The organism is Brevibacillus choshinensis (genome assembly GCF_016811915.1).
In the GTDB taxonomy this organism is placed as follows: Bacteria; Bacillota; Bacilli; order Brevibacillales; family Brevibacillaceae; genus Brevibacillus; species Brevibacillus choshinensis_A.
The window spans coordinates 3,142,075-3,159,276 of the sequence record NZ_CP069127.1 but is presented as its reverse complement, the minus strand read 5'-3'; the positions used below and the strand labels follow the sequence as shown (position 1 = coordinate 3,159,276).

General features: G+C 47.5%; 21 protein-coding genes. 13 read left to right on the top strand and 8 right to left on the bottom strand.

The features are described from left to right. Window position 1: 1 nt before the first annotated feature. The 4 genes from nikC to JNE38_RS15940 are packed head-to-tail and all read left to right on the top strand — an operon-like array spanning window position 2 to window position 3,648. The gene (nikC, locus tag JNE38_RS15955; protein WP_203254662.1) at window positions 2-904 is read left to right on the top strand and encodes a nickel transporter permease; all 903 of its coding nucleotides are present in this window, start codon (window positions 2-4) and stop codon (window positions 902-904) included. Between the two features lie 16 nt (window positions 905-920). Then, entirely contained in the window at window positions 921-1,904 is a 984-nt protein-coding gene (locus JNE38_RS15950) for an ABC transporter ATP-binding protein (RefSeq protein WP_203254661.1), read from the top strand. Continuing rightward, window positions 1,901-2,866 carry an ABC transporter ATP-binding protein gene (locus JNE38_RS15945; RefSeq protein WP_203254660.1) on the top strand — a complete coding sequence of 322 codons (966 nt, stop codon included), beginning with the start codon at window positions 1,901-1,903 and terminating at the stop codon, window positions 2,864-2,866. Before JNE38_RS15950 ends, JNE38_RS15945 begins: the two co-directional genes overlap by 4 nt. Window positions 2,867-2,898: 32 nt before the next feature. Next, window positions 2,899-3,648 carry a creatininase family protein gene (locus JNE38_RS15940; RefSeq protein WP_203254659.1) on the top strand — a complete coding sequence of 250 codons (750 nt, stop codon included), beginning with the start codon at window positions 2,899-2,901 and terminating at the stop codon, window positions 3,646-3,648. Between the two features lie 634 nt (window positions 3,649-4,282). Here JNE38_RS15940 and JNE38_RS15935 read toward each other — a convergent pair. Continuing rightward, the gene (locus tag JNE38_RS15935) at window positions 4,283-4,492 is read right to left on the bottom strand and encodes a hypothetical protein (RefSeq protein ID WP_203254658.1); all 210 of its coding nucleotides are present in this window, start codon (window positions 4,490-4,492) and stop codon (window positions 4,283-4,285) included. Window positions 4,493-5,816: 1,324 nt separating this feature from the next. Between JNE38_RS15935 and JNE38_RS15930 the strand changes: the two genes are divergently transcribed. The 3 genes from JNE38_RS15930 (at window position 5,817) to JNE38_RS15920 (ending at window position 7,506) form a co-directional block, all read left to right on the top strand. Beyond that, complete coding sequence (locus tag JNE38_RS15930) at window positions 5,817-5,984, top strand: hypothetical protein (RefSeq protein ID WP_238933340.1); 168 nt, start codon at window positions 5,817-5,819, stop codon at window positions 5,982-5,984. Between the two features lie 106 nt (window positions 5,985-6,090). Next, window positions 6,091-6,960 carry an alpha/beta fold hydrolase gene (locus tag JNE38_RS15925; RefSeq protein WP_203254656.1) on the top strand — a complete coding sequence of 290 codons (870 nt, stop codon included), beginning with the start codon at window positions 6,091-6,093 and terminating at the stop codon, window positions 6,958-6,960. Window positions 6,961-7,131: 171 nt separating this feature from the next. Then, window positions 7,132-7,506, top strand: coding sequence for a hypothetical protein (locus JNE38_RS15920; RefSeq protein ID WP_203254655.1), 375 nt, complete (start codon window positions 7,132-7,134; stop codon window positions 7,504-7,506). Window positions 7,507-7,571: 65 nt separating this feature from the next. Here JNE38_RS15920 and JNE38_RS15915 read toward each other — a convergent pair whose 3' ends face one another. The 3 genes from JNE38_RS15915 to JNE38_RS15905 form a co-directional block, all read right to left on the bottom strand. Continuing rightward, window positions 7,572-8,462, bottom strand: a complete 891-nt coding sequence (locus JNE38_RS15915; protein WP_203254654.1) for a lipase family protein — start codon at window positions 8,460-8,462, stop codon at window positions 7,572-7,574. A gap of 23 nt (window positions 8,463-8,485) precedes the next feature. Further along, a complete protein-coding gene (locus tag JNE38_RS15910; protein WP_203254653.1) occupies window positions 8,486-9,319 on the bottom strand; it encodes a lipase family protein in 834 nt (277 codons plus the stop codon). A gap of 256 nt (window positions 9,320-9,575) precedes the next feature. Then, a complete protein-coding gene (locus JNE38_RS15905) occupies window positions 9,576-9,734 on the bottom strand; it encodes a hypothetical protein (protein WP_203254652.1) in 159 nt (52 codons plus the stop codon). A gap of 93 nt (window positions 9,735-9,827) precedes the next feature. Here JNE38_RS15905 and JNE38_RS15900 point away from each other — a divergent pair, with 93 nt between their 5' ends. Further along, window positions 9,828-10,583 (top strand): metallophosphoesterase family protein, encoded by a 756-nt coding sequence (locus JNE38_RS15900; RefSeq protein WP_203254651.1) that lies wholly within the window; start codon window positions 9,828-9,830, stop codon window positions 10,581-10,583. Between the two features lie 260 nt (window positions 10,584-10,843). Then, window positions 10,844-11,500, top strand: a complete 657-nt coding sequence (locus JNE38_RS15895) for a YczE/YyaS/YitT family protein (protein ID WP_203254650.1) — start codon at window positions 10,844-10,846, stop codon at window positions 11,498-11,500. A gap of 120 nt (window positions 11,501-11,620) precedes the next feature. On the opposite strand, the gene JNE38_RS15890 is transcribed toward JNE38_RS15895, so the two are convergent. Then, the gene (locus tag JNE38_RS15890) at window positions 11,621-11,788 is read right to left on the bottom strand and encodes a hypothetical protein (RefSeq protein WP_203254649.1); all 168 of its coding nucleotides are present in this window, start codon (window positions 11,786-11,788) and stop codon (window positions 11,621-11,623) included. 158 nt (window positions 11,789-11,946) lie between these two features. Between JNE38_RS15890 and JNE38_RS15885 the strand changes: the two genes are divergently transcribed. Further along, on the top strand, window positions 11,947-12,441 hold the full coding sequence (locus tag JNE38_RS15885) for an HPP family protein (protein WP_203254648.1): 495 nt from the start codon (window positions 11,947-11,949) through the stop codon (window positions 12,439-12,441). 236 nt (window positions 12,442-12,677) lie between these two features. Beyond that, window positions 12,678-13,397, top strand: coding sequence for a YebC/PmpR family DNA-binding transcriptional regulator (locus tag JNE38_RS15880; RefSeq protein ID WP_203254647.1), 720 nt, complete (start codon window positions 12,678-12,680; stop codon window positions 13,395-13,397). Window positions 13,398-13,547: 150 nt separating this feature from the next. Here the strand turns inward: JNE38_RS15880 and JNE38_RS15875 are convergent, their stop codons facing one another. Next, window positions 13,548-13,757 carry a hypothetical protein gene (locus JNE38_RS15875; protein ID WP_203254646.1) on the bottom strand — a complete coding sequence of 70 codons (210 nt, stop codon included), beginning with the start codon at window positions 13,755-13,757 and terminating at the stop codon, window positions 13,548-13,550. A gap of 197 nt (window positions 13,758-13,954) precedes the next feature. Between JNE38_RS15875 and JNE38_RS15870 the strand changes: the two genes are divergently transcribed. Together JNE38_RS15870 and JNE38_RS15865 are read left to right on the top strand one after the other, a co-directional pair. Next, a complete protein-coding gene (locus JNE38_RS15870; protein ID WP_203357590.1) occupies window positions 13,955-14,941 on the top strand; it encodes a bile acid:sodium symporter family protein in 987 nt (328 codons plus the stop codon). 279 nt (window positions 14,942-15,220) lie between these two features. After that, window positions 15,221-15,898, top strand: coding sequence for an SOS response-associated peptidase (locus JNE38_RS15865; RefSeq protein WP_203254645.1), 678 nt, complete (start codon window positions 15,221-15,223; stop codon window positions 15,896-15,898). Window positions 15,899-15,900: 2 nt separating this feature from the next. On the opposite strand, the gene JNE38_RS15860 is transcribed toward JNE38_RS15865, so the two are convergent. Further along, window positions 15,901-16,125 carry a hypothetical protein gene (locus JNE38_RS15860; protein ID WP_203254644.1) on the bottom strand — a complete coding sequence of 75 codons (225 nt, stop codon included), beginning with the start codon at window positions 16,123-16,125 and terminating at the stop codon, window positions 15,901-15,903. Between the two features lie 138 nt (window positions 16,126-16,263). Next, on the bottom strand, window positions 16,264-17,076 hold the full coding sequence (locus JNE38_RS15855) for an alpha/beta fold hydrolase (protein ID WP_203254643.1): 813 nt from the start codon (window positions 17,074-17,076) through the stop codon (window positions 16,264-16,266). Window positions 17,077-17,202: the final 126 nt, after the last annotated feature.

The window sequence follows — 17,202 nt, the reverse complement described above, 5'->3', positions numbered from 1 at the left end:
GATGAGCGATACGGAAGTAAGCGTACAGGTAGCCTCCCACCCGACAGAGGTGTCCTACCAGCGGCGATCTCCATGGGCATCCATGATGCGCCGATTTCGAAAAAACAAGCGAGCACTCGTAGGGTTCTGGATGGCTGTCGTCTTTGTCGGCATTGCTCTCTTGGCACAGGTGATCGCCCCGTATGATCCGATCGAGCAAGACATGAATATGATCCTGCAGCCTCCTTCCGCCAACCATCCATTTGGCACGGATGAGTACGGGCGGGATATTTTGTCCCGGATTATTTACGGATCACAAATTTCCTTGATGATCGGGATCGTGGGTGTGTTGATCTCCGTCGTTATCGGCGTAGGGCTGGGAACGCTCTCTGGCTATTTTGGAGGTAGGACGGATATGTTCATCATGCGGATCATGGATATCTTTATGGCTTTCCCCAGCTTTCTGCTTGCGCTGGCCATCGTCAGTGTCCTCGGTCCGGGAATGGTAAATGTCATGATCGCGATCGGGATTTTCTCTGTACCGACCTTTGCCCGGATTTCCCGAAGTGCGGTCATCTCCGTAAAGAACAAAGAGTTTATCGAAGCGGCTAAATCGATGGGAGCGAGCCATGCCAGGGTGATCTTCAAGCATGTGCTTCCGAACAGCGTGGCACCGATCATCGTTCTATCCACCATGCGTATTGCGACGGCGATTCTCACGGCTTCTGGACTGAGCTTTCTCGGGATGGGCGCTCAGCCTCCGACACCGGAATGGGGAGCGATGCTGAGTACCGGCAGGGAATATTTGCGTACTGCTCCACATGTGAGCACGATCCCTGGATTGGCGATCATGTTCATGGTGCTCGCCTTTAATATGCTGGGAGACGGTTTGCGAGATGCGTTGGATCCGAAGATGAAGCTGTGAGAAAGGGGGATAAGCATTGGAGCGCAAACTACTCGAGATCAAAGGACTAAAAACGTATTTTTACACGGATGAAGGGGTCGTGGCTGCCGTCGATGGCGTAGACATCAGCATTCGCGAGGGAGAAACGGTCGGGATCGTGGGAGAGTCCGGCTCCGGGAAGAGTGTAACCTCTTTGACAGCGATGCGATTGACACCAGGCAAAGTGGTAGAAGGCTCGATCACCTTTAACGGAAAAGACATCCTGGCGTTGTCGGAAGAAGAGATGAGAGAGATTCGGGGAAACCAAATCGCGATGATCTTCCAGGAGCCGATGACTTCCCTGAATCCGGTTTTTACAATCGGGGATCAGATCGGCGAGGCTGTTCGTATCCACCGTCATTACAGCAAAGCGCAAGCAAGAGCGCGAGCCGTGGAAATGCTCAAGCTGGTTGGGATTCCAAGGGCGGAGCAAATCGTCAACGAATATCCGCACCGCTTGTCAGGCGGGATGAGGCAACGGGTCATGATCGCCATGGCGATGGCTTGCGATCCAAAGCTGTTGATTGCCGATGAACCGACGACAGCTCTGGATGTGACGATTCAAGCGCAGATTTTGGACCTGATGCGTGAGCTGAAAGCCACAAAAGGAACCGCGATTCTGTTCATCACTCATGATCTGGGGGTAGTGGCAGAGATGTGCGACCGGGTCGTCGTCATGTACGACGGAAAAGTGGTGGAAGAGAGCGATGTCATTACTCTTTTTAACCAGCCGCATCATCCGTACACGCAAGGTCTGATGAAGTCCATGCCCACGCTCGATTCGGAAGAGAAGCGACTGTATTCCATCAAAGGAAGTGTACCTGCCCAAGGAAGCCTGCGCATCGGATGCAGCTTTGCTCCTCGCTGTGAGCACGCCATGGCGATTTGTCGCGATCAGTCTCCTCCATTGGAAGAGATTGAATCGAGACATTTCAGCAGATGCTGGCTTCACGCATCTGGGAAAGGAGGGGACAGGGGATGAAGCAACCCTTGATGGAAGTGACGAATTTAAAGAAATACTTCCCGATTAAAAAGGGGATTTTCAGTCGAACTGCAGGGTATGTGAAGGCAGTTGACGGTTTGGATTTTTCCATTCACAAAGGGGAAACGTTAGGCTTGGTGGGAGAGAGCGGCTGCGGAAAATCGACGACGGGTAGATTGCTCCTGCAGCTGCTTGCGCCTACGGAAGGCGAAGTCAAATACGAAGGACAAAACCTGGTCGGCATGAATACATCACAGCTCCGCAAGCTGCGCAGGGATATGCAGATGGTCTTTCAGGATCCGTATGCGTCGCTCGATCCCCGCCTGACGGTTGGCGATATTATCGCGGAGCCTTTGGAGATTCATCAGATTGCACATGGCAAGGAAAAGGACAAGAGAATCGACGAGTTGCTGAATGTCGTCGGATTGAGCAGCTATCACGCCAAGCGGTACGGTCACGAATTCAGCGGCGGGCAGCGCCAAAGAATTGGGATTGCCCGAGCGCTGGCCCTTAATCCCAAGCTGATTGTGGCAGACGAGCCGGTATCCGCCCTGGACGTGTCCATCCAATCACAAGTGATCAATTTGATGCAAGATTTGCAGGAACAATTTCACTTGACCTACTTGTTCATCGCCCATGACCTCAGTGTCGTTAAGCATATCAGTAACCGGATCGGTGTGATGTACCTGGGAAGAATCGTGGAGCTGGCTGACAAAAGGGAGCTGTTTGATTCCCCGATGCATCCGTATACGAAAGCATTGCTGTCGGCCGTACCGACTCCAAATCCGTTGGTCAAGAAAGAGCGGATCGTTCTTCGCGGAGATGTGCCAAGCCCAGCTAATCCGCCAGCCGGATGCACATTCCATCCGCGTTGTCCGGCTTGCATGGACATATGCAAAACTGTTAACCCTGTCTTCCAAAATAGGGACGGTCGATATATCGCCTGTCACTTGTACGAATAAAAATAGGAGCGAATACGGGAGGGACAACTGCCATGGCAGCTGCAACGAATCGGATGAAAGAGATGAGCTGGACGACGTTTCTGGAGCGCAAAAGACAGACGGATCTGGTCATTATCCCAACAGGGGCATGCGAAGTGTATGGTCCTCACTTACCGATGGGATCGGATATGCTAGTCGCAGCCAAATTGGCCGAGCTGGTGGCCGGGCGGGTACATGCCATCATCGGTCCGACCTTGGAAGTGGGAGATTCATCGGCCCTCGATGATTTTCCTGGTACGATTACTATCACACCTGACAGCTTCAAAGCGTATTTGAAAGACGTAGTGGACAGTCTGATCAAATGGGGCTTCAAAAATTTTCTGTTTATTAACGGGCATGCAGGGAATGTGGCGATGGTGAACCATGTCTCCCAGACGCTGCGTCAACGGCCGGAGCTTCGTTGTGCCCAGATTGACTGCTGGCGCTTTATCAAGGCTCAGGATCAGGGCATTGTTGAGTCCGGAGAGGTGGCACATGGTCACGCGGGGGAAGCAGGCACATCTGTCTTGCTTTACCTGTACCCAGAGCTGGTTGACCTGGAACAGGCGGTAGACGAGGTGCCAAAGCAAAAGGATCTGTTTCCCGAAGTAATTAAATACGCGCGTTACGGCACAAAAACAGAGTCTGGGACGATCGGCTATCCGAGTCTGGCCAGTCGTGAAAAAGGAGAGGCACTGGTGCAGCGCTCCGTAGATCGCATTGCCCGGTTCCTCCATGAAACATGGAACGTCTCTTATAAGTGAAATTAGAAAAGAAACCAATCTTATGATTCTGCTAACGGATTCGATAGTTCAAAAAAGCGACGGCAGCCTCTAGAATAGCGGCTGTCGTTTTTCGTTGAGCGAGAGGATTCTTTTATCTCTCAGATTACAGACAAACTCCTAAGTTCAGAGTGGAACTTAGGAGTTCTCATTTTCAGCTAAAATTCTACTAATATTTACATAACTCGATATATCTATGTGGACTCCTGCTAGTAGTTCGTTCAGCTATATACCCGGAGACAGAAACAGAAGCGCATTGAAATTTCCATGAAGAGGGAACTGCTAGAGAGGAGTAAAGTACACCTGCGCGGAAGTATGCATTAGTTGGGATCAAATTTCTTTAACCAAGTCGAAATGGTCATCGCAGCGCGTGCGCATTCCAATGGAACATTGAGAAGAAAAAGTGTGAGCTGTAGCACCACACAAAATATAATCAGAGTAAGATTTCCCTAAAAAAGCTTTTTATAAGGGGTCATGGCTGTAAAGGAGTAGGGCGGCAAAGAAATGCAGCTACAAGCAAAGTGTTTCCAGCCGCCGATAGAGTTTTCGGAGATGGGGTTCTTTCGAATCGAGATGAAATGGATTTGGATTCAAACTGCCGTTACGATCTAATGCCTTATCTTACATCATTATCCTTTGCAATTGGATAGGTACCGTTATTCTCAGACGAATTGGTTAGCGTTTGAAAACTGTTGAGGATACTCTTCATCTGTTTTATGTCCTCGTTTAGTTGATTTGGGGAGTTTACATGCTTTTTAATATTTGAAGCAAGGCCCTCCATTTGGTCAGCAAGCCTGTGAACCAAGCCAACATCGAATTGAGTCATTCTAATCACTCCTCAGTGAATGTTTGTAAAATCCTTGCTTATTTATACCCGTAAGAGAAAGGAAAAATCCCCGAATCTCGAGGACTACAGTCTACCGATATGTTTGCTTACTTCAAAGCCCGAAAGACTTTTCTTGGTCCCGGATTGATTCGCTTCGTAATTCGAGGGAATCCCAATATCTGGTCCAACACTCCTTTCTTACGTAGTTTTTCCAAACAAATAACAAAGAATTCCTTTTAGAGCGGTTTAACACAACCTTCCAGTAAAAACTGGCTGACCTCATAATACGTCGAATTCGATAGCTTACAGCCTTGTTCACAGTTGAAAAAATGCCTAATTAACATAAGAATAATTATGTTAATTAGGCAGGCAACTATAACAGAATGGTCAAGAAAAATGAAACCAACCATACTGAAACACTAGTCAGGAAATACCTCAAAATGCTGGAGGATTTTCGGGCAAAAGGAATATTGGATCCCAAACAAATTAATAAGTAAACCAGAATGACCAAATACCCTAAAGGAGTGGGACTTGGAGGCCGGCTGCCATCAAGAGCTCCGCCAGTCATTATGACAAATATGAAGACATAAACTCCCGCGATCCCGAGGAGAATGTTCAAGATGACAGCAGATAGTTTAATCCACAAAGGTATTCACCTCGAATAAGTTGTTACTTGTTTGACGCTCTTTACTGAATAATGTTGTCTCGTTTTACAAAATAAATGATTACCCAATGAGTCGGGGAGACACGACTAAAGAACGATTAAATCGTCTCTTTAAGCAAGAATGATATTTGTTCCAGCTCCCCGATAACTCTATTTTTTCCAGGCTCAGTGTCCGCCCAGTTATTCTTTCCAATGCCTCTATGATCTGAAAGGCCCATTACATCCAGAACTGAACCTTTGGGAGCAAACTTCTCACCAAGCAATCGTTCCAGTACGATCCGGGTTAAACTGATGGAGGTGGCAGAATCCGTGATAAAATTACTATTAGGGTTCATTCTAATCACATTCTTGGCAGGATGTTCATTATCTGAAGAAGATCAGAACATGAAGCTGTTAATGAAGAAATCTCCATATCCAGAGACGATTGAAGTACTCCATCAAGAAGAAATAGAAAAAGGAATTTCGCCATGCGTTCATTTCAGAGGATTCGGAGTATGTGAATATCAGTGGAAATGCTGAACTAAATCCAAATGATGGCTTCACTTGGACCATGATTCATGACATTGCCATACCGATCGTGACATTCTCGGGATCATTACTGACAGTAAGATAGAAAAGGTTTTGGTACGACAAAAGACAGGGTATAAACAAGCAAAGATAATGGAAACGGAACAAGGACGTATATGGTTTACCTATTTTGATATTTTGGAAAACCCTGACCCTGGAAAACCAGACCCCTTAAAGATTGAAGCCTTGTCGAGCAGTGGAGTTATCGTATGGAAAGACGGTATTTATGAGGATAATTTTAGTGGAGAAGCCGATGAATAAAACTGAAAAATCAGCGAATGGGAAGCCCAAACAAAATCGAGGCTGCAGGTAATCATTCGAGTGTATGAACGAGCAGGATATTTGAATGAGAAATGAGAAATAGATCATGCAAGGCTATGGGACGGAGGGGAACGCAGTGGAAGGTTATGACGATGAGCTATGCAGGTTTGAATCGGACGGCGCAGCGCCGCTGCCTGACACGAAAGAACAGGGTTATGTCGAACACGAAGGTGCTCGAATCTGGTACGCCACATACGGAACTGGTCCAGTTGTGATTTTGCTTCATGGTGGTTTAGGACACAGTGGCAATTGGGGCTATCAGGTTCAAGCGCTGGTGAGGAGTGGCTATCGCGCGATTTTGATAGACAGCCGAGGCCACGGCCGCAGCACGCGCGATGAGCGGCCGTATACGTATGAACGGATGGCATCTGATGTTTTGGCGGTCATGGATTCATTGAACCTCGAAAAAGCGGGAATGGTGGGCTGGAGCGACGGCGCTGTCGTAGCCATGATCCTCGCCATGAAATCACCCGAACGAGTCGCAGGCGTTTTCTATTTTGGCTGCAACATGGATCCGAGCGGTGCAAAGGAAATGGCAGAGATGAGCCCGATCATCAGCCGGTGTTTTCGCCGACACGCGATAGACTACGCGCAGCTATCGGCCACGCCTGACCAATTCGAAGCTTTCTGTGCCGCTGTAAATCTCATGATGCAAACAGAACCCAATTATTCGGCGCAAGATTTGGCTCAGATCAGCGTCCCTGTGGAGATTGTACATAGCGAACATGATGAATTCATCAAGCGCGAGCACGCTGAATATCTAAGTCGCAGCATTCCAAACGCGGTATTCGTTACCTTGGAAGGTGTGAGTCATTTCGCACCGCTGCAGAGGCCTGAGTCATTTAACATCCCGATGCTTGCCTTTCTGGGGAAAGTTTTAGGCAACGACAACGAATGCAACGAACGGGTTCGTTAGCGTACTAAAACAGCGGCGGGTTCAGTCTAAAACAAATTTTTCTGAGCCCTGCTAGAAGTTCCCCCGAATAGGATAGGGGCCTTATTTTTCATTCAAAGCTTGTCGGGTGTGAGACTCGGCATGATTTTCTGGAGATAGAACACGATAAATGGTCAGGAATGGAGGGCAGACATGAAGGGTTGGCTGCTATATAAGGCCGTACTGGTAGCAATGTCAGGATTCTTAATGAATGGGGATATTTCAGAATCCGGGTCAAAAGTCGTAAACCATCCTCCTGTGTTACGGGAAGAAGTGACGGATCCTGAGCAGATTTTCCCTTGGGTCGTGTATGAGATAGATGTAAGTCATGTGTTTTCGGATGAGGATGGGGATGAGTTAGTATTTACTGCAATGTCGCAAAGTGAGTCGGTAGCAAAAGTGGAAGTGGAGGGAAGTATGATAAAAGTGATGGCACAGAAGACGGGGAGGGTTACGATCATAGTGACAGCAAGTGATCAAAGAGGTGGAACTGCCTCAACTGCGTATCGATTTATCGTGACGGAATGATGGAAATGGTTTACGGAGACCATGGATAGCAGCGAGTGTATGCTAGCAGGTTAGGTGGCCGCCAGCTACTTCTTGCGTTTCCTTGGGGACAGAGCCGTCCGATGAAAATCTTGCGTATCATTCTCGCTGCAAGTTCCTAAAAACGGAACACAAAGTTCCGTATCGGGACAAAAGCCAGGGGTAGACGTACGTAACGCCTCAGTAAAATGAGGATTCTGCTTACTTAGAAAGGCAAAGTAGCAAACGATTTCGTGATTGCGAATCGCTAAACTGTTCAGCTGAAATGAAAGTGCGTACTTTTTATTTACATGCTGATAATACAACCCTTTCTTCGTAAACGGAGGCGGGTATACCCGAGCTGGTAGAGTCGGAATAATATCATGCACATTGAAGATTCGAATACTGTTCTTTACCGACTGGTTAAAACGGGTGGCGAAGGAAGGATCTCCAACGCGCGGGCTGCCATACGTATACACGACAGGTTTTTTAAATTTCGTGTTAACGGAAATATCCAATGCAGCGAGGACAGCCAAACCTCCACCTAAACTGTGACCAGCAACAAGCAATCTTTTTGATGCGGGCAGCTTTTTCATGACGCTCATTAATTCGTTTCTTGTCGATTCATAAATACAGGTAAATCCTCGATGTGTTTTTCCTGCGTTTTTGACGTAAGGATAAGGAACTTGATATAAATCTTGGTCCGACTCATTGTCGTCAAAAGTTCGGGTTCCACGAAAGGTAACAACAATATCCTCTTTTGATTCTGCAATATAGCCAAATACTTCCTGTTTCGGATCTTCAACTCCGGCAAACGCACGAATGGTGTATCGAAGAGTAAACCCAACCGGCAAGATAAGAGTCTTTGTTTCGAAAAGCTGATAGGATTGATGGAGCATGGCCGACAGCAAGATGGCATCTTCGCTGTTATAAATCTGATCGACTTTAGTGCCTTCCATCTATGAGGCTCCTTTCGCATTGGCTACCTGCATGCTCCCTGAAAGGGTACACAGAATGTGGTATCGGGACAAAAACCCGGATTTTCTGTGCACAGCGAATGGGTAAAGTCAGGATCGAGCTGGCTGAGGGCTTTAAAATAACAGGCAATCGCATCATTGCGAGGCGTATTGTTCAATTGGAAAGAGATTGGCACCTTTGTTTTCACATGTTGGTAAAAAACTCCTTGTTCTGTAAATGGAGGGGGATATTCTCGATCTGGAAACGTAGGGTAGGGGTCATGGATGTTTACGATACGCATACTATTGTTAATCACTTGATTGAATCGTTGCGAAAACTCTGGATCTCCGATACGTGGACTGCCGTAGGTATAAACAAAAGGTTCATGAAACTTCGTATTTACCGCGATATCTAACGCGGCTAACACTGCAAGAGCGCCCCCATAATTGTGGCCGGTTATAAACAAATGTTTGTTTGCCGACAGCTTGCTCACTTTCCTTATGAGTTCATTCCGGGTCGAACGATATAGACATGTAAAGCCACGGGAGGTTTTCCCTCCGCTGCTGACAAAAGAATACGGTACTTGCAGAATGTCATAGGCAGCTAAAAGATCAGCCGGATAGGCTGCGTAACCTCTGAATGCAATAACGATCTGTTCCTTTGACTCTGCAAGAAAGCCATACACATGTTCTGTAGGGTTCTCTACATCCGCAAAAGCACGAATCGTGTATACAAGCTTAAACCCTTTTGGCAAAAGCAGCTCTCCCTCAAAAAATAAAGGATAAGTCTGATAGCACATTGCTGCAAGTAAAATGGCTTCTTTACTCGTAAAGCCATTATGATTGATGGTGTGAACCATTCAAGCCATTCCTTTCCAAGAAAGAATGTCTGAGGTGAGAATAGCGGGATATCATCCATTATGAGCCTATGCCTAATCGTTCGTGTCCGTGCTTGTATGAGAAAGAAACGATTTGGCACCGGGTAGAAGCACCACGAGGTATGGACTGGTGAGCAGTTTTAGAAAGATAACGAAGCGGGCATAAGAAAAAACCACCTATTTAGTGGCTTTTTCAAGGTAGAAAGACTCAGGTTGACAACAAGAAAGCCGACACGTATCAATCCTCCGGAGTACGATCCAGGAAGAGCTTGGTTACAGAGGTGTAATCTCCGGCTTCGACTTCTTTAGCTGTTGCTTCTTCTTCGAGCGGATCGTGACCGTTCATACTTGGGGCCACAGTAGGTTCTTGCTTGGAGTCATGTTTTTTCTTGTCCATAAAGTTCCACCTCCTCATGCTGTAGGGTGTGGAAAGTTGTCGGTTCCTATGCCTCTCGAATTCCCCAAAAAAGAGCAGAGGAGTGATGGGAAAATGAAAATTGCAGCGCTGTACGATATCCATGGCAATGTCTTCGCTCTGCAGGCAGTTCTGACAGAGTTGGAAGAACTGAAACCAGATTTGATTGTCATCGGGGGAGATATCCTCTCAGGCCCGATGCCGGTGCAGACATTGGAGCGACTCCTGCAGCTGTCGGCACCCGTCCAATTCATACGAGGCAACTGTGATCGAGAGGTTGCCCTCGCGTATGATGGTATTCCCCTCCGACCAGGGATGTCTGAAAAAGGACGTGAAATCACCGAATGGGTAGCCAATCAATTGACCACCCATCATCGCGAATTCCTGGAGCAGCTTCCTGCCCAATATTCGCATTCGGTAGAAGGGATTGGCGAAGTTTTGTTCTGCCACGCCACTCCTGGGAGTGACGATGTGATTTTCACACCGATGACCGACCTGCAAAGACTCGAGGAGATTTTTGAAAACGTCCAACAACGCACCGTCATTTGCGGTCATACCCATATTCAATTTGACATGCGGATAGGCGAAACGCGAGTTGTGAATGCTGGCAGTGTCGGAATGCCCTACGCGGATGAACCGGGAGCCTATTGGCTGTTACTTGGGCCAGAGGGATGCGAGTTTCGCAAAACATCGTATGACGTGGAGGCGGCCGCCCGAGAGATTCAGAAAAGCCTTTACCCGCAAGCGAAAGAGTTTGCGGACGAAAATGTGCGCAAGGTCCCCACTGCTGAAGAGGCAATCGGAGTTTTTGAAAAATTGCGGAATCTATAGACAATCCGACAGAAGTATACGACAATGAGTGGAACTTCACACTTCTATGCGATCGTATCGAGTTGTGGCATGGGGCAATCTAGAGGGCCTTCCGTCTTATCCCCCTAATCAATAAGGTCCATCACGTAGATGACACAGCTGATTAGAAAGTAGGTGATAGCAGTGAACAGGTCCTGGTTAGCATTCGCACAATCACCCCCAATTGCGTCCTGAAACGGACAACAAATTAGGGGCTGACCGTCCCTTGGGGGGAACAAAGGATGCAGACGAAGTTCGCGATACGCCCTGTTGCCATTCAGTACACTGTATTCATGCTGGGCTTAGCCGTCATGGGGTATGGCATCGGGACGATGATTGAGGCCAATCTCGGTGTCGCACCATGGGATACCTTGCATATTGGATTGCAGAAGACGTTTGGATTGACGATCGGCATGTGGTCGCAGATAGTCGGATTGTTCATTATTGTCGCTTCCTACCTCATCGGCAAAATCAAGCCGAGTGTGGGAATGTTTCTGAACATGTTTTTCTTCGGATTGTTTATCGACTTGTTCATGTGGTTGAAATGGATACCGGTAGGAAGCACTGTCACGGAGCGGATCGTACTCTTCGCAGCCGGTCTTCTGATCTACACGTTCGGGACCGGGATGTACATCTCGCCGCGGTTAGGCGCGGGGCCGCGAGACAGCTTTATGCTAGCTTTGCACGATCGTCTGGGATGGGATATCGGTAAAGTCAGAATCGGAATCGAGTGCACGGTTACCCTGCTGGGCTTCTTGCTCGGAGGACCGGTATCGGTAGGAACGATCGTCACGGCTTTTTCCATCGGACCATTGATCAAGCGGTTCATCCCGTTTTGGGAGCGAGTCATGGCACGGTTGTACCTGTCGGCGGCACAAAAAAGAGAGCTGGCCAAATAGTAGAGAAAAACCACCACGGATGCTTTTGTGGTGGTTTTTGCTGTTAGGAGTGACTTCCTCCATCGTGGAAAGAAAGGGAACCTGCTACCAGTCGGCCTTGTCGCTTGCTTCTTCTGGCAATCACTTCAGCTGAGCAGCTGGCGTCTGCGGAACAAAGCCGGCATTTCCAAACGGTCCCCAGGTGTCATAGGCACTGTTCGTACCCAAGGCCATCTTGACGCCTTTTTCCTTCATCATGGGTATCGGTAGGTTCGGGCTAAATGAAAAAACAGGTACCATGTCAATCACGGAAATCTCCAGATCGGCAAACCTTTCAAAAATTGAAATTTGAACGCTTTTCTTAGAAAACAAGGAGGAATGGTGGAAGCTGGATTGACAGCGGCTATAAAACTAAATAAAATGTAGCATGCTTGAAATTTAAAGATTGTTAGGATTGAGTCTGTCAAATGAATGTAAAAATGATTGTGATTTGCATGTACATCATGCTAGTGTATTGGCTTTCTCTGCGAATTCCTTACCTAGATACTTTGTTTTTTCCAGCACTCGGGGCTTATAGTTTTCTATTCGCCACGAAGTCATTTCGTATGACGGAAATCAGCAAAATCATTCTGGGATCCTTTCTTTCGTCTGCGCTTGGTACTTTGTTCTTTTACATGTATCCGAGTCCGATTTCGCTTTTTGCAAACGCGCTTATCACGATGTGGATGGTGACGCGGTTCAAGTGGAATGCACCACCGATTGTTGCGGTCTCACTCATCCCGTTTTTCTCGCATTCTCCAAATCACTGGTTTATCCCATTATCGATCTGCGCGGTTATGCTTGGTCTTATGCTATTTTTAGTTGTGGCGGAGCTGATCGAGAAAAGGAAGGCAGAACTCTTGTCTTTCATTTTGGGAAACAAGGTAGCAGCAAAATCGGAGAAGCTAGATACGGTTGCTTGACTTGATGGGTTGCAAGCCGCCGATCAGGTAAATCTCTTACAGACGATGGGATCAGCAACGTGTCCTTCTATACTTTTTTTGAGAATCTACCTTATAATCACATAGGAAGTAAGGTATAATATAGTCTTGTGAAAGAGTGTGATGTTGTTCGCGCTCTTTGGTCAACGATCGTGAAGAAGTGGCCAGAGCCACGAACTAGCAATTAATCTTTTCCAATTGAAAGAGAGTGGGAAAAAATGGGTCGTAAGTGGAATAATATTAAAGAAAAAAAGGCGTCCAAAGACGCAAGCACGAGTCGTATATATGCGAAGTTCGGTAAGGAAATTTATGTGGCAGCCAAGCAGGGGGAACCGGATCCTGAGTCCAACCGTGCACTGAAAGTTGTACTCGAGCGTGCAAAAACATACAGTGTTCCAAAAGCGATTATTGACCGGGCGATCGAGAAAGCAAAAGGCGGTTCTGACGAGGTCTATGACGAGCTGCGTTACGAAGGATTCGGACCAAATGGATCCATGATTATCGTAGATGCTTTGACTAACAACGTAAACCGTACAGCGCCTGAAGTGCGTGCGGCCTTCAACAAAAATGGCGGGAACATGGGTGTAACGGGTTCTGTGGCATACATGTTTGATGCCACCGCTGTTATCGGGGTCGAAGGAAAGACAGCCGATGAAGTATTGGAAATGCTGATGGAAGCCGATGTTGATGTGCGTGATATTATCGAAGAAGATAATTCCGTGATCGTGTATGCTGAGCCAGACCAGTTCCATATCGTGCAAGAAGCGTTTAGAAAAGCGGGCATTACAGAGTTTACCGTAGCGGAATTGACCATGCTCGCACAAAATGAAATCGCTTTGCCTGAAGACGCTCAGGCTCAATTTGAAAAGCTGATTGACGCTCTGGAAGATTTGGATGATGTCCAACAAGTCTATCACAATGTAGATTTGAGCGAATAAGTTACCCAAGCAGACTTCTGTCAAAAAGCAGAGGTCTGCTTTTTTGTCGAGGTTCAAGAGAAGAAGTGCGGGATGGAAACAAAAGAAGGCCACCGATTATGGAGGCCTTCCTATTTGAACTGACGCTGGTTCAGGTGGATGGATATGTGGTTAGTCATGGTGCTCACGATTGAAGCTAACGGAGCGCAGCTCATCCTTTGCCTTATCCACCAGCACCTGATAATCTCTGACGACCTCTGTCAACGCCGCGACAGACTCTTTATATTCGGATTCGTTAACGATCCCATCGATCGCGCGATGGAGATGAAACATCTTATCTTCGGTTTTTCGAATGAATTCTACCCAATCCATTCCGTTCATATATAGTAGTCCTCCTTTCCAATCAATCATAGCTTTTACAAGCGTCAAGGAAAGTATGCAGCATTCAACGGGATAAGGCAGTAATGTGTGAGCATATGTACATCGGTTAGTCTTGTTGGATCCGCCATTACATGGTAACATACCTCACATCGATGTTCTTTGCGGTTCAAAAAAATAGGAGGCAGAGGTGAACGATGATGAATACACTAACAAAGCTAAACAAGGGCCTAGAAAAAATCATGCCGATCCTCACGCCTAGCAGTGTCGCGATTGGTGTATTGTCCGGGAGTCACCTGCAGCCAATGGCACCTTTGGCTCCTTGGATCTTTGCCTTCATGACTTTCGCAGGCAGTCTCGGTTCTGGATTTGGCGAGTTTGCCAGGGTACTTGTAAGACCTTTGCCTTTACTCGTTAATTTGCTCATCTTACATGCAATTATGCCTTTGATCGCCTGGGGGGCGGCTTTGCTGTTTTACCCGGACGATATCCATATCGTGACGGGACTTATCCTGGCTGCTGTCATACCCACAGGCATATCCAGTTTTCTGTGGACCTCCATTTACATGGGAAATGTAGCGTTGACGCTCTCCATTATCTTGATCGACACAATGCTCTCGCCATTTGTAGTGCCTCTGGCAATGGCGCTTTTTCTCGGGGCGAAAGTCGAGATGGATGCGGCAGCCATGATGAAAGGAATGTTTTTCATGATTGTGCTCCCATCGCTGCTCGGAATGGCGCTCAATCAACTGTCGCATGGAAACGTCAAAAAAACATTGGCGCCCAAGCTAGCTCCGTTTTCCAAAATCGGGATGGGGGTCGTTGTCGCGATAAACAGTTCGGTTGTGGCACCTTATTTGACAAACCTGGACGGAAAAGTAATCAGCTTGGCAGGTTTGGTATTGGTACTGGCCATCTTCGGCTATGTGCTCGGTTGGTTCGTATCCCGGATGTTCGGATGGGAACGGGATATCATCGTGACTCTGACGTTCAATAGCGGTATGCGCAACATTAGCGCAGGGGCCGTAATGGCAATTTCGTACTTTCCTGCACCTGTCGCACTGCCTGTTGTTCTGGGGATGCTCTTTCAGCAAATACTTGCCTCTACATTCGGGAAGTTCTTGTCCATGGTGGAGAAGGAGTCTGTATTAGTTGGACAGGCGACAGCCAGCGAAAAAGCAGGATAAGACGGTGAGGATAGAATGAGAAGCTTACATATATGTAGAAAACATGACATAAAAACATTTGAGAAAACTTTGTGTGAGAAAACCTAACATAAAATTTGAAAAATTCATTGACTACTATTTCGTTTGTGTTAGTATATATTACATAGCATGCATTCTCTCCACTTCCTATCTTTGACCCAGGCTTCCTGGGTCCTTTTTTTTTTGTCTAAAAAGAGTGGATTTCAGCGAGTGTGTAGAAAATGAAAGGATGAGGAAATACGGCTGGGGAGTGAGGGCAGCATGTGTGGACGATTTACGCTGGTGATTGCACCGGAGACGATGGTGAGACGGTTTCAAGTAGATTTGCAAAATTTGGAGTACCGCATGCGGTATAATATTGCGCCAGGTCAACAGATCCTTGCCATTATTGCGGAAAAAGGGAAACGCCGAATCGGTGAGCTGCGTTGGGGGTTGATTCCCTCCTGGGCGAAGGATGCGGGGCAAGGATTTCAACTGATCAATGCTAGAGCGGAAAGCCTGCAGGAGAAGCCGTCCTTTCAAAAGCTGCTTGTACGCAAACGATGCATGATTCCGGCAGACGGCTTCTATGAATGGAAGCAAACGGAGTCGGGGAAGCAGCCGATGCGCATCCAGAGAAAAGATGAGCAGCCATTTGCCTTCGCTGGTTTGTTTGACACGTGGATCCAGCCGGATGGACAAAAACTGCATACCTGCACGATCATAACGACCAAGCCCAATGAAGTGGTGGCTCCGATTCATCAGCGAATGCCTGTCATCCTACGAGAAGAAGACGAGTCTCTGTGGCTCGATCGTGATTTCCAGGACATGGACAAGCTGCAGTCTCTGCTGGTCCCGTATGCTGCAGATCGGATGCGCGCTTATCCCGTAGCCAAGGCAGTAGGAAACGTGAAGAATGACGAACCGGAGTGTATACGCGAAGTCTCATTTCATGAGTAAAATCATTGGGGGTAGGGTTTGGCATCACCTTGAAACAGTTTGCTGACCATGGCGTAGAGCTTGCCGGGCATATTGGGGAAAACAAATGAATATTGATTGGCACCCTGAGCGAGCAAGGCGACAGGAGTCTCAATCTCATACGGGATTTTCATGAGATCCAGCATTTTTTTGTACTCATCCACCATGGATTGATCAACTGTATAATAAAATGATTTGGACGATTTCATGCGAGCACGCTCCTTTCTACCTATTGTAACATAGGAGCCAGCAACGAAGTAACGCGACATAATTAATGTTATGTAAAGAAAAGGGGAGTGATAAAGGGAACAGCACCAGAGGGACCGTTCCCTTCCCAAAGCATGAAGTTACCGTGCGGAAGGTGTCTGCTGACGGAAAAAGTCCTCGACGATCTCTACGAACTCATTCGGACAGTCAATACTCGGGAAATGGGCAGAGTTTTTGCAAAAGCGCTGAGTGGCGTTGGGGATGGTGCGCACGAGATTTGCAGCGGTCTCCAAAAAATCGGGATGATCGAGCTCACCGGAAATGACGAGTGTAGGGACTGCGATTTCAGCGAGACGATTTCTCGGGTCAGGCTGCAGTGCGTCCGGCTTTGTAAATGAGCGGGACTGTAAAAAGATGTCGCGGTAAATCTCTTTGAGCCACGAACGTTTTTTTGTCACTCTGCCTCTTGGTTGATCCGGGCCGTCTAGCAAAAGGTGTAGATTGATTTCCAGTGCTTCGTCCAGGTTACCTGTCGCCAGTTGTTCCTGAACTTTTTGAAACATTCGCTGTTGACCTTCGGATGGCGGCGCAAAGCCTCCAGGGCAAACGAGGATCAGGCTCTGTACGACATCCGGGTAAGCCAGGGCGAATTCCACGCTGGCGTAGCTACCAAAGGAAGCCCCTATCAATGAAGCTCGGCGAATGTGCAATTGCTGCAGCAAGGAAGAGAGATCCTCATACAACGTAAAGGGAGTGCCGGGATCTACTGACTGCCCCATTCCACGCATATCAAAACGAATGACTTGGTACCTTTTTGCGAGAGCTGCCATTTGAGGCTCCCACATGCGACTATCCAAGGGAGCGCCATGCAGCAAAACGATGGTGTCACCTGTTCCAGCCATTTCGTAGTGGATGGAAGCCCCGTTACATGGCAAAAATCCTGTTTGTCCCATAATATACACTCTCCCTTACATGGAATGACAACGCTTACAATCAAATGCTACCATAAATTGGGTATCAAAACTGTGAAAGATCCATGGCAAATGCGCAAGTAACAACCGCTCGTAAGCTTGTCCGAA

Bases quoted from the DNA above. Each gene is read 5' to 3' on its own strand.
- nikC (WP_203254662.1), top strand. From the start codon at position 2: ATGAGCGATACGGAAGTAAGCGTACAGGTAGCCTCCCACCCGACAGAG.
- JNE38_RS15945 (WP_203254660.1), top strand. From the start codon at position 1,901: ATGAAGCAACCCTTGATGGAAGTGACGAATTTAAAGAAATACTTCCCG.
- JNE38_RS15940 (WP_203254659.1), top strand. From the start codon at position 2,899: ATGGCAGCTGCAACGAATCGGATGAAAGAGATGAGCTGGACGACGTTT.
- JNE38_RS15935 (WP_203254658.1), bottom strand. From the start codon at position 4,492: ATGACTCAATTCGATGTTGGCTTGGTTCACAGGCTTGCTGACCAAATG.
- JNE38_RS15930 (WP_238933340.1), top strand. From the start codon at position 5,817: ATGGAAACGGAACAAGGACGTATATGGTTTACCTATTTTGATATTTTG.
- JNE38_RS15925 (WP_203254656.1), top strand. From the start codon at position 6,091: ATGCAAGGCTATGGGACGGAGGGGAACGCAGTGGAAGGTTATGACGAT.
- JNE38_RS15920 (WP_203254655.1), top strand. From the start codon at position 7,132: ATGAAGGGTTGGCTGCTATATAAGGCCGTACTGGTAGCAATGTCAGGA.
- JNE38_RS15915 (WP_203254654.1), bottom strand. From the start codon at position 8,462: ATGGAAGGCACTAAAGTCGATCAGATTTATAACAGCGAAGATGCCATC.
- JNE38_RS15910 (WP_203254653.1), bottom strand. From the start codon at position 9,319: ATGGTTCACACCATCAATCATAATGGCTTTACGAGTAAAGAAGCCATT.
- JNE38_RS15905 (WP_203254652.1), bottom strand. From the start codon at position 9,734: ATGGACAAGAAAAAACATGACTCCAAGCAAGAACCTACTGTGGCCCCA.
- JNE38_RS15900 (WP_203254651.1), top strand. From the start codon at position 9,828: ATGAAAATTGCAGCGCTGTACGATATCCATGGCAATGTCTTCGCTCTG.
- JNE38_RS15895 (WP_203254650.1), top strand. From the start codon at position 10,844: ATGCAGACGAAGTTCGCGATACGCCCTGTTGCCATTCAGTACACTGTA.
- JNE38_RS15885 (WP_203254648.1), top strand. From the start codon at position 11,947: ATGAATGTAAAAATGATTGTGATTTGCATGTACATCATGCTAGTGTAT.
- JNE38_RS15880 (WP_203254647.1), top strand. From the start codon at position 12,678: ATGGGTCGTAAGTGGAATAATATTAAAGAAAAAAAGGCGTCCAAAGAC.
- JNE38_RS15875 (WP_203254646.1), bottom strand. From the start codon at position 13,757: ATGAACGGAATGGATTGGGTAGAATTCATTCGAAAAACCGAAGATAAG.
- JNE38_RS15870 (WP_203357590.1), top strand. From the start codon at position 13,955: ATGAATACACTAACAAAGCTAAACAAGGGCCTAGAAAAAATCATGCCG.
- JNE38_RS15865 (WP_203254645.1), top strand. From the start codon at position 15,221: ATGTGTGGACGATTTACGCTGGTGATTGCACCGGAGACGATGGTGAGA.
- JNE38_RS15860 (WP_203254644.1), bottom strand. From the start codon at position 16,125: ATGAAATCGTCCAAATCATTTTATTATACAGTTGATCAATCCATGGTG.
- JNE38_RS15855 (WP_203254643.1), bottom strand. From the start codon at position 17,076: ATGGGACAAACAGGATTTTTGCCATGTAACGGGGCTTCCATCCACTAC.